Source organism: Saccharopolyspora antiqui, from assembly GCF_052246905.1.
Classification (GTDB): domain Bacteria; phylum Actinomycetota; class Actinomycetes; order Mycobacteriales; family Pseudonocardiaceae; genus Saccharopolyspora.
In genome coordinates this window covers 242,170-256,949 of sequence record NZ_JBQQBO010000006.1, presented here as the reverse complement: position 1 = coordinate 256,949, position 14,780 = coordinate 242,170, and the positions used below count along the sequence as shown (strand labels likewise).

General features: G+C 68.1%; 15 protein-coding genes. 6 read left to right on the top strand and 9 right to left on the bottom strand.

Annotated features, from left to right (window positions below; translation table 11 throughout):
* Nucleotides 1–117: 117 nt before the first annotated feature.
* A complete protein-coding gene (locus ACTWQN_RS13375; protein WP_443203745.1) occupies nucleotides 118–1,011 on the bottom strand; it encodes a 5-oxoprolinase subunit C family protein in 894 nt (297 codons plus the stop codon).
* Nucleotides 1,012–1,413: 402 nt separating this feature from the next.
* Between ACTWQN_RS13375 and ACTWQN_RS13370 the strand changes: the two genes are divergently transcribed.
* Both ACTWQN_RS13370 and ACTWQN_RS13365 read left to right on the top strand, forming a co-directional pair.
* Nucleotides 1,414–1,626: a hypothetical protein gene (locus ACTWQN_RS13370; RefSeq protein WP_443203744.1), complete on the top strand. Its 213-nt coding sequence runs from the start codon at nucleotides 1,414–1,416 to the stop codon at nucleotides 1,624–1,626.
* A 360-nt stretch (nucleotides 1,627–1,986) separates the two neighbouring features.
* On the top strand, nucleotides 1,987–3,816 hold the full coding sequence (locus ACTWQN_RS13365) for an N-acetylmuramoyl-L-alanine amidase (protein WP_443203743.1): 1,830 nt from the start codon (nucleotides 1,987–1,989) through the stop codon (nucleotides 3,814–3,816).
* A gap of 234 nt (nucleotides 3,817–4,050) precedes the next feature.
* Here ACTWQN_RS13365 and ACTWQN_RS13360 read toward each other — a convergent pair whose 3' ends face one another.
* Nucleotides 4,051–4,533, bottom strand: coding sequence for a MarR family winged helix-turn-helix transcriptional regulator (locus ACTWQN_RS13360; RefSeq protein ID WP_443203742.1), 483 nt, complete (start codon nucleotides 4,531–4,533; stop codon nucleotides 4,051–4,053).
* Between the two features lie 83 nt (nucleotides 4,534–4,616).
* Here ACTWQN_RS13360 and ACTWQN_RS13355 point away from each other — a divergent pair, with 83 nt between their 5' ends.
* Nucleotides 4,617–5,264 (top strand): FMN-dependent NADH-azoreductase, encoded by a 648-nt coding sequence (locus ACTWQN_RS13355; protein ID WP_443203741.1) that lies wholly within the window; start codon nucleotides 4,617–4,619, stop codon nucleotides 5,262–5,264.
* 93 nt (nucleotides 5,265–5,357) lie between these two features.
* Here ACTWQN_RS13355 and ACTWQN_RS13350 read toward each other — a convergent pair whose 3' ends face one another.
* From ACTWQN_RS13350 to ACTWQN_RS13325, 6 genes are all read right to left on the bottom strand, one after another.
* Nucleotides 5,358–6,506, bottom strand: a complete 1,149-nt coding sequence (locus ACTWQN_RS13350; protein ID WP_443203740.1) for an oxalate decarboxylase family bicupin — start codon at nucleotides 6,504–6,506, stop codon at nucleotides 5,358–5,360.
* Nucleotides 6,507–6,692: 186 nt separating this feature from the next.
* Entirely contained in the window at nucleotides 6,693–7,061 is a 369-nt protein-coding gene (locus ACTWQN_RS13345) for a ClpX C4-type zinc finger protein (RefSeq protein WP_443203739.1), read from the bottom strand.
* 132 nt (nucleotides 7,062–7,193) lie between these two features.
* Entirely contained in the window at nucleotides 7,194–7,592 is a 399-nt protein-coding gene (locus tag ACTWQN_RS13340; RefSeq protein ID WP_443203738.1) for a hypothetical protein, read from the bottom strand.
* 365 nt (nucleotides 7,593–7,957) lie between these two features.
* The gene (locus ACTWQN_RS13335) at nucleotides 7,958–9,214 is read right to left on the bottom strand and encodes an RNA polymerase sigma factor (protein WP_443203737.1); all 1,257 of its coding nucleotides are present in this window, start codon (nucleotides 9,212–9,214) and stop codon (nucleotides 7,958–7,960) included.
* Between the two features lies 1 nt (nucleotide 9,215).
* On the bottom strand, nucleotides 9,216–9,548 hold the full coding sequence (locus tag ACTWQN_RS13330) for a YciI family protein (protein ID WP_443203736.1): 333 nt from the start codon (nucleotides 9,546–9,548) through the stop codon (nucleotides 9,216–9,218).
* On the bottom strand, nucleotides 9,545–9,928 hold the full coding sequence (locus tag ACTWQN_RS13325; protein WP_443203735.1) for a YciI family protein: 384 nt from the start codon (nucleotides 9,926–9,928) through the stop codon (nucleotides 9,545–9,547). The genes ACTWQN_RS13330 and ACTWQN_RS13325 overlap by 4 nt, the downstream gene beginning before the upstream one ends.
* Before the next feature lie 172 nt (nucleotides 9,929–10,100).
* Between ACTWQN_RS13325 and ACTWQN_RS13320 the strand changes: the two genes are divergently transcribed.
* The 3 genes from ACTWQN_RS13320 (at nucleotide 10,101) to ACTWQN_RS13310 (ending at nucleotide 12,304) form a co-directional block, all read left to right on the top strand.
* Nucleotides 10,101–11,009, top strand: a complete 909-nt coding sequence (locus tag ACTWQN_RS13320; RefSeq protein ID WP_443203734.1) for a TIGR03619 family F420-dependent LLM class oxidoreductase — start codon at nucleotides 10,101–10,103, stop codon at nucleotides 11,007–11,009.
* 756 nt (nucleotides 11,010–11,765) lie between these two features.
* Entirely contained in the window at nucleotides 11,766–11,951 is a 186-nt protein-coding gene (locus tag ACTWQN_RS13315; RefSeq protein ID WP_443203733.1) for a hypothetical protein, read from the top strand.
* Nucleotides 11,952–12,160: 209 nt separating this feature from the next.
* Nucleotides 12,161–12,304: a hypothetical protein gene (locus ACTWQN_RS13310; RefSeq protein WP_443203732.1), complete on the top strand. Its 144-nt coding sequence runs from the start codon at nucleotides 12,161–12,163 to the stop codon at nucleotides 12,302–12,304.
* An 85-nt stretch (nucleotides 12,305–12,389) separates the two neighbouring features.
* Here ACTWQN_RS13310 and ACTWQN_RS13305 read toward each other — a convergent pair whose 3' ends face one another.
* Entirely contained in the window at nucleotides 12,390–14,780 is a 2,391-nt protein-coding gene (locus tag ACTWQN_RS13305) for an ATP-binding cassette domain-containing protein (RefSeq protein ID WP_443203731.1), read from the bottom strand.

The window sequence follows — 14,780 nt, the reverse complement described above, 5'->3', positions numbered from 1 at the left end:
TCTTTTGCAGCGGCGTCAGCCGCTTGGCCCACTCTCGCAACCGAAACCGCACTGAGTACTCGGACTCCGCCCACTGCGTTCTCCGCGAGCCTGTCCCGACGTGGTGCTCTTCGCGGCTCAGCACACCGCGGAGACCGACGGGCTGGCCTCCTGCCGCGCGGTGAACCGCAGTCGCAGGCCGGGACGCGCCTGGGCCGCCTTCCCGACATCGGCGGCAACCACCACGGCGATGACCGGGAACCCAGCGGTGACCGGGTGGTCGACCAGGAAGAGCACCGGCCGGTTCGACGGCGGCACCTGCAACGCACCCGGCACCATGCCCTCGCTGGCCAGCTCACCGCGATGCGAGCGGGCCAGTTCGGGGCCGTCGAGCCGGATGCCGATCCGGTTGCTCTCGGAGGTCACCGTGTAGGTCGCGCTGAGCAGGGTGGCGAACGCCGCGGCAGCGAACCAGTCGGCACGCGGTCCGGGCACCACCTGCAGTTCCAGTTCGTCCGCAACGGGTTCCGGCACGTACGCCGGGATGTCGGACGCGGGTGCGGCGGGTTCCGCGCCGATGGGCAGCACCACGTCTGCCCGCAGGGGGTGCGGTCCGATCCCGGAGAGCAGGTCGGTCGCCCGCGAGCCGAGCACCGGATCGACGTCTATTCCGCCGCGCACCGCCACATAACTGCGCAGTCCGCACCCGGGCGCGCCCAGCCGCAGGACCGACCCGGCGGACACCCGCAGCGGCGCGTTCAGCGCCCCGCTACGACCGTCCACAGTGATCGGACAGGGCGCGCCGGTGACGGCCACCGTGACGTCCTGGTCGGTTCGCGCCGCGAACCCGCCCAACGTCACCTCCACGGCAGCCGCCCCGGCCGCGTTGCCGACCAGGCGGTTCGCCAACTTCAGCGCATCCCGGTCGGCAGCACCGGAAACGCCCACGCCGACCGAGGCGAACCCGACCCGTCCCAAGTCCTGGACCGTCGATAGTGGACCGGTGTGCAGCACTTCCAGCAGTGCGCCCATCGCCCGCTCAGCTCCACGACGCAGCCGAGCCGCACGACGAGTACCGATCCGGTTGGTGCGCTGGCCGCCAACGGTGGCCAGCCCCGCGCCGGGGTTCAGTCGTCCGGACCGTCGCGGTTCTTCGACTCATCGGCAGCTCCGATCACATCGGCTGCCCCGACCGTACAGATTTGTTCAACAATCCGGCAATACTCTTAGGCAACATACTGGTTAAAACCCCCGAACTTCGCTCCCGACTACCAGCGAACACGCAGGTGAAGTTTCGAGGTGCGGGCACCACCGGCCAAGTGGCCTGGCCCTAAGCTGCCGTGCGGATCGGCGGATTCGCGGGGCGAGTTGTACCGCCGCGCCGCGCCGCTCATCGTGAGCCGCACAGCAGTGCACGAGTCCGCAGGAGTTGCGATGTCCGATGAGAGCGCATGGGCGGGCCTGCCGGACGCTCCCGGCTTGTGCCGCATCTGCCGCCACCCCTCGCTCAACCGGACCAAGCGCGGTACCACCTACCTGCGCTGCACCCGCGCGAAGTGGGACGAACGACTGCCCCGATATCCCCGGCTTCCAGTCCGGGACTGCATCGGCTTCGAGGCCGCCGATCACGCGCGCGACCCGCGATGACCACGCTCGGACGCGCTCGCCGCATATCGACGTTTTGCCAGTATTACCCGAATTCCATCAATTGATTTCGGCACCCCAGGTCACGACGGGTCCGATTCCGCCACTCCAGCGGAAGCCCGAAACATACCGATAAGGCAAAGATTCCGGCTGGTCCCGCGACCGGATGTTGCCGCACGGCGCGCTTCCTGGCAGGTTCCATGATCAGCAACACCGCATCGATCATGCGGAGTTCTGGGGTGTGTGCACAAGACTCCGCGAAACGTCTCGGTAATGCGAGGTAGCAGAGTCTTGACCGCAACAAAACAGCACTGGTGGAAAGCAGTGGCGGTGACCGCCGCTGCCACCGGATTACTGGCTGGCGTGACACAACCCGCCTTGGCCGAAGACCCGAACACCGTTGAACAGCACGCCTTCGAATCGGCCGCCGCCGAATTCGGCGTCCCGGCGCCACTCCTGATGGCCACCTCCTTCCAGCTCACCAGGTGGGAGGACCACAACGGCCAGCAGAGCAAGGCCGGTGGCTACGGCCCGATGCACCTGACCGATCTGGACCTGGAGCAGCTGCGCAGCGAGCACCCGAAACTGGTCAAGCTCGCGGACCACCCGACGCTGCACACCCTGGACGAAGCCGCGAACCTGGTGCACGTCGATCCGGAACAGGTCAAAGGCGACCTGACGCAGAACATCCGCGCCGGTGCGGCACTCCTCGCCGCCCGCGCCGAAGCACTCGGCGGAGGAGCGCTGCCCAACACCATCGGCGGCTGGTACCCGGCGATCGCCGAACTCAGCGGCAGCCCGCAGGCCAGCGGCGCGCAGTCCTTCGCCGACTCCGTCTACGACGTACTCGGCCAGGGCCGCGCCCGGACCACGTCCACCGGACAGCAGGTGGCCTTCGCCAAGATCCCCGCGGTGGTGCCGAACCGCGACCTCACCGGCACCCGCCTGGAGAACATCGAGGCCGCACCCGGTCCCGAGCCGGAATGCCCGGCGACGCTGGACTGCCAGTACATCCCGGCCGCGTACGTCCCGACCGATCCGCAGGACCCGACCGGCGGCTACGGCAACTACGACACCGCGAACCGCCCGGACGACGTGCGGATCGACTCCATCGTCATCCACGACACCGAAACCTCCTACCAGGAAGCGATTTCGGTGTTCCAGAACCCGGCGCACGGTGCCGCGTCGCACTACGTGATCCGCTCGTCGGACGGCCAGGTCACGCAGATGGTCCCCACCAAGGACATGGCTTGGCACGCGGGCAGCTGGGACCGCAACATGCACTCCATCGGCATCGAGCACGAGGGTTGGGCCGCCGAGGGCGGCACCTGGTACACCGAGCAGATGTACCGCTCGTCGGCGGAGCTGGTGCGGTACCTGGCGGACGAGTACGACATCCCGCTGGACCGCGCGCACATCCTCGGCCACGACGACGTCAGCGCCGACAAGCCGGAGCAGGCCGGTGGCGAGCACTACGATCCGGGCCCGTACTGGGACTGGGCGCACTACATGGACCTGCTCGGCGCCCCGCTGGACGGCGACGCGGGCGGCGACTCGGTCGTGACGATCGTCCCGAAGTTCGACACGAACGAGCCGCCGATCACCAGCTGCCCGGCCGACGAGCCCTGCGTGGACCTGCCCGCGCAACCGGCGAACTTCCTCTACCTGCACACCGAACCGCGCGACGACGCCCCGCTGCTCAGCTCGCCGACCGTGCACCCGGACGGCTCACCCGGCACGACGAAGATCGACGACTGGTCGGACAAGGCGGTCACCGGACGGCAGTACGCGGTGGCCGAGCGCGCGGGCGACTGGTTGGCCATCTGGTACGACGCCAAGAAAGCCTGGCTGCGGGACCCGGGCGGCACGAACACCACGCCCGCGGACGACGCCGAACTGGTGACGCCGGTCCGCGACCAGATCCCGACCTACGGCATGGCGGCGCCGGATCCCAGCGAGTACCCGGCAGGCATCACACCGCCCAACCTGAAGCCGCTGCAGTACACCGTCCCGGTCGGCCAGGTCTACGTCGCCGGTGACCCTGCCGAGGCGGGCTACTACTACGCGGTCTACGACGGCGTCAACGATCCGAACAACCACACGCTGGTCGTCGGATCCGAGGTCTACGTGCCGATCTCGTACAACCACAGGTGGGTCTACGTGAAGGAGTCGGACGTCAAGTCGGCGTCCTGACCAGTCACCGACATACCGGCAGCCAGGAGCCTGACCACGGCCGTGGTCAGGCTCCTGGTCTTTGCGAACCCCGGAAATCCCCGGCCGAAACCGCGGGCGGTAGCGGCACGAACGCGCACCAGTCCGTCCATGATGGACTTCCAGGCTGCGCGAACCGGCGTGCCCGACGCTGCGGCTCGCCAGCGACGGTTCCAGCGGGGCTTTCGCTCGCGAGCGCGTGATCGACACCCGCGCTCATTCGTCGCAGGTCTCCGTGCAGGTTTCGGTGCAGGTCGCCAGCACATTCCCGGTGGTCGCCAGGCGGAGCAGGTCGTAGAGCGTGTTGCGCTGGTCGTCATCGAGCGCGCCGAGCACGTCGTCCTCGACCGCCGCGAGCACGAACTCGGCCTTCGCCAGCTTCCGCGCACCGGCGTCGGTGAGCTCGACGATGTGGCGACGGCGGTCCTCCGGCGAGCGCCGCCGCTCGATCAGCTCGTTGGCTTCGAGGTCGTTGAGCAGCCCGACGATGTTCGTCCCGTCCATTTCCAGCGTGGTGGCCAGCGCCCGCTGAGTGCTTCCGCCGCTGTCCCGCAGCACCGTGAGGGTGACGAGGTGGCGCGGTCGCAAGCCGAGCGGCGCCAACGCCGACTCGGTGCGCAACCGCATGCGGCGCGAGAGGTGTTCGAGCAGCGCGCCCGAGCGGCGGGGCGGCTGGTTTACGACCGGCAGGGAAGCCATGCCCCGAGTCTATCGGAGCAGACCAACCTATCGATGTGGTACAAATGGTTTGCCTTACACAAACGATCCATGAGAGGTCGTCGATGACTCACCTGCTCCACATCGACTCCAGCATCCAGGGCGACCAGTCGGTCAGCCGCAAGCTCACCGCTCGGGCAGCCAATGCCTGGCGCGCCGCGCACCCCGGCGGCACCGTGACCTACCGGGACCTGGGCAACGACCCCCTCCCGCACCTCGACGACGCTGGTGGCGCGGCTCGGATGCTGCCGCCCGACCAGCACACTCCGGCGCAGGCCGCGTCGTGGGCGCTGACCGAACAGGTGATCGGGGAGGTGAAGCGGGCCGACGCGGTGCTGCTCGGGCTCCCGCTGTACAACTTCGGCCCGCCGAGCAGCGTCAAGTCCTGGGTCGACTACCTGATCGCAGGCGGACTGTCGTTCGACCCCGAGACCGGGTCCGGCCTGCTGGGCGGCCGGGAGTTCATCGTGCTCGCCTCGCGCGGCGGCGGCTACGGCGCGGGCACGCCCCGCCACGGATGGGACCACGCGGAGCCCTGGCTGCCGCACGGCGTGTCGATGACCGGCCTTCAGCCGCGCTTCATCACCGCGGAACTCACGCTCGCCGCGGCGAACCCCGCGATGTCGGCGCTGGTCCCGCTGGCCGAGGAAAGCCTCTCCGCCGCGGAACGCGAGATCGACGGCCTCTGGTCCAAAACATCGGTGCCAGCCTGACAACCCGCCGAAAAGACGGGTGCCAGTTGCTCACAACCCACTGTGAGCAACTGGCACCCGCACTGGATTCCACGAGCTGCGCGCGGTTTCCGGTCAGCGGAACACCGGGCTCTTGTCCTTGCGCAGGGACTCCATCACGACGCCGTTGAGGTTCAGGTGGTGGCGAACCAACTCCGGCGGGGTGAGGGCCATCCACTGGACGAGGCTGATGTCGGCGAACCTGGGCGCCTTGAACATTTCCAGCAGCCGCAACGGGGTGGAACCGGTGTTCTCGATGTAGTGCCCCATCGCGAACGGCACGTAGCCGACGTCACCGGCCTGGTAGTCGAAGGTGCGATTGACCCCGGAGTTGGCGAAGACCCCCATCCGCCCCTGCCCGGAGAGGTAGTACTGCCACTCGTCGTTGGTCGGGTGCCAGTGCAGTTCCCGGATCCCGCCCGGCTCGATCTCCACCAGCGCCGCCGAAGTGGTGGTGGAGGCGGCGAAGTTGGTCGAGTCGACGATCCGGGCGGTTCCGCCGCTGGTCCGGATCGGCTCCTGGGCGAGCAGCCGGTGCTTGAAGGTCCGGGGCACATCGCCGCTCGGACTGACGACCCGGTCGGACTCCAGCGGCGGCGGCACGGATCCGTTGAAGATGTACAGCTCGGACTCGGGGATCGAGGTGAAGTTCTCCTCGGCGATCCCGAAGTTCTTCGCCAGCACCGAACGCGGCGTGTGCGCGAACCAGTCGCTGATCAGGAAGGTGCCGTTCTCGGAGAATTCCCCGTCGTCGAAGACCAGCAGGAACTCCACGCCCTCCGCAAGGGCTTGGATGTGGTGCGGAATCCCGGCCGGGAAGAACCACAGGTCGCCTTCGGAGACATCTTCGAGGAAGTTCCGGCCCTCCTGGTCGACCGCGCTGATTCGGCAGCGACCGGTGAGCACGTACGCCCATTCGGATTGCTTGTGCCAGTGCAGCTCGCGGATCGCACCAGGGTTGAGGCGCATGTTGACCCCGGCGAGCGTGGTCGCGATCGGCAGTTCGCGCTGCGTCACCTCCCGCGCCCAACCACCCTCCTCCAAGCGCATGCTGGCCTGGCTGAAGGAGAACTTCATGTTCGGCAAGGTGCCCGAGTCGGTCTCGGGCCGTGTCAGCATGTTCGGGTTCTGCAGATCGACCGCCACGTTGCGCGGCCCCGGATCGGTGCCGCCCATGTTCCCTCGGATCGGTTGGGGAACTCGTTGTTGCGTGTCCTCGGTCATCGAACATGTCCTCCCCGACTCGGTTCTCGCGACCCGGCCAGCATCCCCGTGCCCCTGACGCCTGCCGCGTTTCGACAGTAGGAGACCCGAAGATGCCGCGCAGGTCTCGGAAGCCGGGTTCACGCGACCGCGCGGCTATCGCGAATTCCCCGCAGTTCCAGGAAGATCACCTGCCGACCGGTGCGATCACCGCCCGTCGGAGAACCGCTCCCACGCGGACTGCCGGGAAATGCCCAGCGCCGCGCCGATCCTGGTCCAGGTGACCTCTCGTCGGCGCAGTTCTCGCACCCAGGAATGCAGGTTGGCCTCGACCTGCTCGGCGACCGCCGCGACGCGGGGAATGTGGTCGAGCAGCTGTTCGTCGGTCATCGATCCCCACAGCGGCAGCCGGGCCTCGACCGGTTTGTCGCGGTACTCCTCGATGATGGTCCCGGCCAGGCCGACGCACCCGTCGCAGATGTGCACGCCGGGCCCGGCGACCAATCTGGCCACCTCGCTGCTCGGCTTCCCGCAGAAGGAACAACGCAGCTCCTCAGCCACCGAAGTCTTCGCCACACCGACCTCCTCCGTCAGGCCCACCCTGACAAGATAAGCCGTCAGGTCCACCCTGACAACCCACTCGCAGACGATGTGACCCCGAGGCTCGTTAGCGGTCGTTGCGGCAAGAGCCAGCACTCACGACAACCGTCACATCATCGCCTCGATGACGGCCCGTGCAACGGCCTGAGCCGCCCGGTCAACCGACAACCACGCCGCAGAGGCATCCGGCCTCCATTCCATGGCCCGGTGCTTTTCGAGCAGGGTTGCGAGCACCGGCGACGATTCCGGCGGGAACGGCGTGCCCTCGCGCAATGCCGCTACCGCCCGTTTGATGTCCTCAAGTGCGGTACCTCGCTCACCGAGCACGCAGCGGGCGGCATCGAGTCCGGCCATGTCCGCGATCAGCCAGCCCCTCGGCGGGTTCTGCCCGACCTCGACCGTCGCATGGGATTCCAGGAGATCAGCGAGCAAGCCGGAGGCGCTCGGCGGCAGTTCCGCACCGGTACGCAGTGCCTGGATCGCGCGGCCCGCATCGTCGCTCGTCATAGACAGCCTCTCCCCGCTCTCACCCAGCAAGATCCATGCCGCATTCTGCCTCGCGCCGATGTGGATCTAGAAAGCAGTTCCACCATCGCAGAGACCACCCTCTGGCCTCTGGTGCATTGGTGTTTCTTCGCCAGGGTCGGCATTGACAATCTGACCACAACTTGGACAGGTTCCACGCTTCGGCGCATCCTCGGCATCAGGCTTCCGTCCCCGGCCCACGACTCTCTCCTTTGGTCAGTGAAGCTTGTTCAGTGCTTGATCGGAAGGCACCAGATTGCTGGTCTGCCAGTCGCTTCGGAACTGTTGACTGTGGAGATCACCTATATGGGCGGTTCGCTTCAGTGACGGCTAGCGAGGTGATCTCGTCAGGGGGTGGCGTCCGGTGGGGGCAGTCGGGCGGCTCGGGTGCGGAGGTGGCGCTGCTCGGGCAGGCTGGTGGTGCGGCGGGCCGCCAGCAGGTAGTTCTCCCGCGCGCCTGCCGCATCGCCAGCGAGTTCCAGCAGGTGGGCGCGGACGGCCACGAGCCGGTGGTGCCGGGCCATCCGGTCGTCGGACTCCAGTTCCGACAGCATCGAGAGAGCAGCGACCGGACCATCGGTCTTGGCCACCGCGACCGCGTGGTTGAGCGTGGCCATCGGGTTCGGCGCGATCCGGCAGAGCACCCGGTAGAGGAACCGGATCTGCGGCCAGTCGGTGTCTGCCGCGCGCGGCGCTTGCACGTGCAGGGCGGCGATCGCCGCCTGCAACTGGTACGGGCCCAGCGGCGAGCGGCGCATCGCATCGGTGACCAGCCCGACGCCTTCCTCGATCATGCCGGTGTCCCACCGCGCCCGGTCCTGCTCGGCCAACGGGATCAGACCGCCGTCGGCGTCGGCGCGGGCGGCGCGGCGAGCATCGGTGAGCAGCATCAGCGCGAGCAGGCCAGCGATCTCGCCGTCGTCGGGCGCGAAGCGGTGCAGGCCGCGGGTGAGCCGGATGGCCTCGGCGGCCAGGTCTGGCCGCTGCAGATCCGGGCCCGAACTCGCGGTGTAGCCCTCGTTGAAGATCAGGTAGAGCACGTGCCGGACGGTGCCCAACCGCGCGGCGTACTCCTCCCCCTCGGGCAGGCCGAACGTCGTACCGGCGGCCCGGATCCGCTGCTTGGCCCGGCTGATCCGCGGCGCCATGGTGGCCTCGGGCACCAGGAAGGCCCTGGCGACCTCGGCGGTGGTGAGACCGCCGACGGCGCGGAGGGTGAGCGCCATCTGCGAGGCCGGGGTCAGCGCCGGGTGGCAGCACATGAACAGCAGGGTCAGGGTGTCGTCCCGGTCTCGCGGGTCCGGCTCGTCGGGCGCCGGTTCGACCCGTGCGTCGGGGAGCTCCCGGCCCACGACGGTCGCTTCGCGGCGGCGCCGGGCCTGCTCGCCGCGCACCTGGTCGACGAGCCTGCGGCCCGCGACGGTGACCAGCCAGCCGCGCGGGTGGTCCGGCACGCCCTCGGCTGGCCACTGGTTCACCGCCGCGAGCAACGCTTCCTGCAGCGCGTCCTCGCAGGCGTCGAAGTCGTGGTACCGGCGGATGAGGGTGCCGAGGACCTGCGGCACCAGCTCGCGCAGCAGGTCGCTGAGATCCTCGGCACCCACGTCACATCTCCATTCCGGCGGCGAGCATCACCGGCCGCACCTCGACCGCGTCGCAGCGGGCGGCCGGAACCGTCGCGGCCAACTCCAGGGCACGCTCCCGGTCCTCGCAGTCGACCAGGTAGTAGGCGGCCAGCTGGACCGGCGATTCGAGGTACGGCCCGTCGGCCACCATCGCCATGCCATCGCGGACCCGCACCACCGCACTGGTCGACGGGTCGGCGACCTGCTGGCCGTCGACCAACTCGCCGGACTCCCGCACCGCGGCCACGAAGTCCGCGTGGTCCAGCACAGCATCCGGCTGGGCGGCCGCGTACACGTTCAGGAGGAACTTCACGCTGGCTGCGCCCCTGTTTCGGCGCCCGCCGTGAAGACCACCGGGCGCACCTCGATGCCGAGCCCGTCGATCCGGGCGTCCGGAATCATCGCGGCCAGTTCGAGCGCGCGTTCCCGGGTCTCGCATTCGACCAGGTAGTAGCCGCCCAGGTACTCCTTGGCCTCCAGGTAGGGCCCGTCGGTCACCGCGGGCGCGCCGCCGCGGACCCGAACGACCGCGCTGCTGGCGGGATCGGCCAGCGCGGTCGTGCCGAGCAGCTCGCCGGACTCGCGGACGGTCTCGATGAACTCACCGTGGCCGTTCATCACCTCGTTTCGTTCGTCCTCGGTGAGGGCGTCCCAGATCTGCGGATTCATGTGCATGATCAACATGAACTTCATACCGTCTCCTCATTGCTTGGCGAAGCGCCCCGTGGCGCTGCTCGTCGCCAGTGGGTCGTTGCCGCCCGCGCCGTTCTTGACATCTTGCGGGACCGGATTGCGGCGCAAAATCGGCGGCACCGCTACGACCACCGGGCGAGAAGGCGCGAACTACGAGCACTGGAGGATCGAGATGAACGTTCCGCGGATCGGCGTGAGCCTGCCGCACTTCGGCCCGCACGCCGGGCCGGATGCCGTCACGACCGTGGCGCAGGCCGCCGAGCGGTTCGGATTCCACACCGTGTCGGTCACCGAGCGGCTGCTGATGCCTGTCCGGCCGGACTGGAGCAACGGCGCGCAACTGCCCGAGTCCTACGTCTGGGACCCGCTGGAGATGCTGACCTGGGCGGCGGCGTGCACGCGGCGGATTCGGCTGACCACCGGCGTGCTGAACTCGATCTTCCAGCCGCCGATCGTGCTCGCGCGTCGGCTGGCCACGCTCGACCAGCTCTCCCGCGGCCGACTCGATGTTGGCCTCGGCCAAGGTGGCGGCGGTACGGCCGAGACGTCGTACCTGATTCCAGACGAGTTCACCGCCGCCGGTGTTCCGATCGGACGGCGGGGAGCAGGATTCGTCGAGCACGTCGCCGCGATGCGGGCCTGCTGGGGCCCGGATCCGGTCGAGTTCCACGGCAAGCGCTACCGGATCCCGCGATCTGTGGTCGGCCCGAAGCCGTACGCGGGCACGATTCCGCTGTTCTTCGGTGCCCTGGTGCGCACCACGATCGAACGGGCCGCGCGGCTGGCCGACGGCGTGGTGCTCGTCGCCGTGGACTTCGACGAGACGCGCACCAAGATCGGCTGGTACCGGGACGCGGGCGGTACCGGGACAGTGGTGCTCAACGCCATCCCGAACTACGGCGACGGTGAGATCACGGCAGCGACCTTCACCGACGCGGTACTGGTCGACCTCGACCGGGCCGCCGCCGTCGGCGCGGACGAGATGCACATCTCGCTGAACCTCGGCACCCCAGTTCCCCCACAACGCCAGGCAGAACTGCTCGAAGCCCTCGCCACCAAACTGGGCCTCAACAGAACCTGAACAAATCACCGCCCGAACACCCACGCCTGAGCCGGAGTCGGATGCCGGATCGTGGTTCGCCGTCGAGGACGCCAACCAGGCGCCCGCGTTCCGGACCATTGAGACATTTCAGCCGATTTCGACGGGAGAATTTATCGGAAAAATCTTGCGCGCCTAATCTCGGCAGGTATAGCGTGCCACTTCGAGTGGATCTTGTTCTATCCATTTCCTTCTCATTGACCGGAGGACAAGTGAGACCACTTCGCGGCTTGATCGCGACCGGACTGGGCTTGCTGGCACTGTTGGCCGTAGGAGCCGGGGTCGCAGCGATGGAACCAACCGACGAGACTGAAACAGTGCAGGCAACCCGTTGGATGCCAAGTTAGTCATCACCCGCACCATGACCTTCGCCGGGGATCGAATCACGCCCGACCGCCTGGGCGAACTCACCTAGCGCCATTTACCAACTTTTCGGTAGAGGAATTCACCGAAAAGATCTTGCATGTCAAATCTTGACATGCACAGCGCACCACACTGGGCGATCCATTTCCTCAACGACCGGAGGACAAAATGAGACTACTTCGCGGCTTGATCTCGACCGGACTGGGCCTACTCGCACTGCTGGCCATCGGAGCCGGAACCGCAGCAGCAGACCCAACCGAAGAAGCCGGAGCAGTACAGGCATTCCATTGCATATCCAGTTGAGAAACTGGAGCGCCCGCGCGCGGCAGGGATTTTCCAAATGCGCGCGGGCGTCAGCGCTGTTAACCTGCGTTTGTGTTCGTGCAACGATTGCAGGCTGCGGCGCTCCTTTTGGGGCCGCTGATCTTTGCGACATCGCCGTTTTTCTGGGTCGACGGACATTACGGGGTGACCGGCGGAATGCTTATCGCGCTGGCCATGGCGCCGTGGGTGTACGGGCGAGCCTGGCAGCGACCGGCCTTGGCCACCACGTCGACTTGAGCTGCTGGTCGTCGGCCGCTCACTTTCAGTCGGGCCCGTTGGCTGGTTCTTCGCTGGGGAAGAGGATCGGGCTGAGCAGGTATCGGGTGCGGGTGGGTGCCAGCCGGGGGACGATCGCGTCGCGCAGCTGGCTGATCATGGCGTCGAGTTCCTCTCGGCTGAGCCAGACGGCGTGTTGCCAGTAGCCGACGGGATCGGCGGCCGGGTCGGTGTTCTTGTTCTTCCCCGGCGACGGCCCCGCCGACTACGACGCACCGCAGCATGTCGATCCGGCAGTGATCGCCGACATCGCCAACTGGATGGTGCCCGGACGGCAGCGGATCGCTCGACTTCTGCCCAGCCGCAAGCGCTGACCAAACCGATCCGAGCGACCAGAACAGACCACAAAGGACACCGCGGTGCCCGAAACGACTCCCGCGGTGTCCGCCAGGCCTTCGGTCAGGTTCCGACGTAGGCCGCGAGGTGCTCGCCGGTGAGGGTGGAGCGGGCGGTGACGAGGTCGGTCGGTGTGCCCTCGAAGACGATCCGGCCGCCGTCGTGGCCCGCGCCGGGGCCGAGGTCGATGATCCAGTCGGCGTGCGCCATGACCGCCTGGTGGTGCTCGATGACGATGACCGACTTGCCGGAGTCGACGAGCCGGTCGAGCAGGCCGAGCAGCTGCTCGACGTCGGCGAGGTGCAGGCCGGTGGTCGGCTCGTCGAGGACGTAGACACCGCCGTTGGCGGCCATGTGGGTGGCCAGCTTGAGCCGCTGCCGCTCGCCGCCGGACAGCGTGGTGAGCGGCTGGCCGAGGCGGAGGTAGCCGAGCCCGACGTCGGCGAGCCGGTCGAGGATCTTGTGCGCGGCCGGAGTGCGCGCCTCGCCAGCGCTGAAGAACTCCTCGGCCTCGGCCACCGACATCGCGAGCACCTCGCTGATGTCGCGGCCACCGAGGTGGTACTCCAGCACCGATGCCTGGAACCGCTTCCCCTCGCACTCCTCGCAGGTGTTCGCGACGCCCGCCATCATCGCCAGGTCGGTGTAGATGACCCCGGCGCCGTTGCAGTTGGGGCAGGCGCCCTCGGAGTTGGCGCTGAACAGCGCGGGCTTCACGCCGTTGGTCTTCGCGAACGCCTTGCGGATCGGGTCGAGCAGTCCGGTGTACGTCGCCGGGTTGCTCCGCCGCGAGCCGCGGATCGCGGTCTGGTCGATGGCCACCACTGCGTCCCGCCCGGCCACCGAGCCGTGGATCAGTGAGCTCTTGCCCGAGCCCGCGACCCCGGTGACGACGACCAGCACGCCGAGCGGGATGTCGACGTCGACGTCCTGAAGGTTGTGGGTGCGGGCGCCGCGAACCTCCAGCGCCCCCGACGGCGTCCGCACCGACCGCTTCAGCGCGGCGCGGTCGTCCAGGTGCCGCCCGGTGATCGTGCCACTGGCCCGCAGCCCCTCGACGGTGCCCTCGAACACCACCTCGCCGCCCGCCGAACCGGCGCCGGGGCCGAGGTCGACGACGTGGTCGGCAATCGCGATCGCCTCCGGCTTGTGCTCCACGACCAGCACGGTGTTGCCCTTGTCGCGCAGCTGCAGCAGCAGGTCGTTCATCCGTTGGATGTCGTGGGGGTGCAGCCCGATCGTCGGCTCGTCGAAGACGTAGGTGACGTCGGTGAGCGACGATCCGAGGTGGCGGATCATCTTGGTGCGCTGCGCCTCGCCGCCCGACAGCGTGCCCGACGGACGGTCGAGCGAGAGGTAGCCCAGCCCGATCTCGACGAACGAGTCGAGGGTGTGCCGCAGCGCGGTCAGCAGCGGCGCGACGGACGGTTCGGCCAGGCCCGCCACCCACTCGGCGAGGTCGCTGATCTGCATCGCGCAGGCGTCGGCGATGTTGATCCCGTCGATCTTCGACGATCGAGCCGCCTCGCTGAGGCGGGTGCCGTCGCACTCGGGGCAGGTGGTGAAGGTGACCGCCCGCTCCACGAAGGCGCGGATGTGCGACTGGAGCGAGTCGACGTCCTTGGACAGCATCGACTTCTGGATCCTCGGGATCAGGCCCTCGTAGGTCAGGTTGATGCCGTCGACCTTGATCTTGGTCGGCTCCTTGTGGAGCAGGTCGTGCAGCTGCTGCTTGGTGAACTCGCGGATCGGCTTGTCCGGGTCGAAGAAGCCGCAGCCGGTGAAGATGCGGCCGTACCAGCCGTCCATGCTGTAGCCGGGGATCGTGAGCGCACCCTCGTTGAGCGACTTGCTGTCGTCGTACAGCTGGGACAGGTCGATGTCGTTGACCGAGCCCCGGCCCTCGCAGCGCGGGCACATGCCGCCGGTGATGCTGAAGCTGCGACGCTCCTTCACGGTCTGTCCGGCGCGCTCCGTGGTGACTGCGCCCGCTCCGCTGATCGAGGCGACGTTGAAGGAGAACGCCTTGGGCGAGCCGATGTGCGGCTTCCCGAGGCGGCTGAAGAGGATGCGCAGCATCGCGTTGGCGTCGGTGGCGGTGCCGACCGTGGAGCGGGGGTCGGCACCCATCCGCTCCTGGTCGACGATGATCGCGGTCGTCAGCCCGTCGAGCACGTCGACCTCCGGGCGCGCCAGCGTCGGCATGAAGCCCTGCACGAAGGCGCTGTAGGTCTCGTTGATCAGCCGCTGCGACTCCGCGGCGATCGTGGCGAACACCAGCGAGCTCTTGCCCGAGCCGGAGACACCGGTGAACACCGTCAGCCGACGCTTCGGGATCTCGACGCTGACGTCCTTGAGGTTGTTCACGCGCGCGCCCAGCACGCGGACCAAATCGTGGCTGTCGGCAACGTGCAGCGCAGGCAACTGCGTGTCCGTCCTCGTGGCCGTGCTCAT

What these genes read in the sequence shown, in the direction of transcription:
- ACTWQN_RS13375 (WP_443203745.1), bottom strand. Translation starts at nt 1,011, where the DNA reads ATGGGCGCACTGCTGGAAGTGCTGCACACCGGTCCACTATCGACGGTC.
- ACTWQN_RS13370 (WP_443203744.1), top strand. Translation starts at nt 1,414, where the DNA reads ATGTCCGATGAGAGCGCATGGGCGGGCCTGCCGGACGCTCCCGGCTTG.
- ACTWQN_RS13360 (WP_443203742.1), bottom strand. Translation starts at nt 4,533, where the DNA reads ATGGCTTCCCTGCCGGTCGTAAACCAGCCGCCCCGCCGCTCGGGCGCG.
- ACTWQN_RS13355 (WP_443203741.1), top strand. Translation starts at nt 4,617, where the DNA reads ATGACTCACCTGCTCCACATCGACTCCAGCATCCAGGGCGACCAGTCG.
- ACTWQN_RS13350 (WP_443203740.1), bottom strand. Translation starts at nt 6,506, where the DNA reads ATGACCGAGGACACGCAACAACGAGTTCCCCAACCGATCCGAGGGAAC.
- ACTWQN_RS13340 (WP_443203738.1), bottom strand. Translation starts at nt 7,592, where the DNA reads ATGACGAGCGACGATGCGGGCCGCGCGATCCAGGCACTGCGTACCGGT.
- ACTWQN_RS13325 (WP_443203735.1), bottom strand. Translation starts at nt 9,928, where the DNA reads ATGAAGTTCATGTTGATCATGCACATGAATCCGCAGATCTGGGACGCC.
- ACTWQN_RS13320 (WP_443203734.1), top strand. Translation starts at nt 10,101, where the DNA reads ATGAACGTTCCGCGGATCGGCGTGAGCCTGCCGCACTTCGGCCCGCAC.
- ACTWQN_RS13305 (WP_443203731.1), bottom strand. Translation starts at nt 14,780, where the DNA reads ATGAGCACGGCCACGAGGACGGACACGCAGTTGCCTGCGCTGCACGTT.